Raw genomic sequence first — 482 nt, 5'->3', positions numbered from 1 at the left:
CGCCCGGCTTCGGCTGCGCGCTGGAACCGTTCGACGGCGGCGGCTTCTAGGCGGAGCGGACGGCGGCGGACAGCTCCGCAATCGCGGCGGCAAGCGCGCTGTCGAATGCCTGCTCCCAGCCTGCGGCGGTATCATGCGCGCCCGGCGGATAGAGGATGGCGCGCGAGGAACTGACGAGCCCGCCCTCCAGACCGGCCGGCCCCGCCACGAAGCCCGCCACTGCATCGCCCGCCGCCCCGCCCTGCGCGCCATAGCCCGGCACCAGAAACAGCGCCTGCCCCAGGAGCGCGCGCAGGGTGCGCGCCTCCTGCGGCCAGGTGGCGCCGGCCACGATCATCAGCGAGGAGAACCCGGCCAGCCCGCGCAGCCGGTCCATCGCGGGCTGGAGCGCTTCGGCCACGCGGGCCCAGACCGGTGCGCCGCCCGCATCCAGATCCTGAAAGTCCCGCGCGCCGGGGTTGGAGGTGCGCACCAGAACCGCC

At 75.3% G+C, this 482-nt stretch carries 1 protein-coding gene; it reads right to left on the bottom strand.

Annotation, left to right across the window (positions count from 1 at the left end):
- Positions 1 to 46: 46 nt before the first annotated feature.
- On the bottom strand, positions 47 to 482 hold a 436-nt coding region (locus ACLD7X_RS18640), incomplete at its 5' end, for a beta/alpha barrel domain-containing protein (RefSeq protein WP_425625512.1).

The sequence above is a fragment of the Aphanothece microscopica RSMan92 genome, assembly GCF_046613545.2.
Classification (GTDB): Bacteria; Cyanobacteriota; Cyanobacteriia; order PCC-6307; family Cyanobiaceae; genus NIES-981.
Note: the sequence above shows the minus strand (reverse complement) of the source record. Positions and strands in the feature narration are given on the sequence as shown.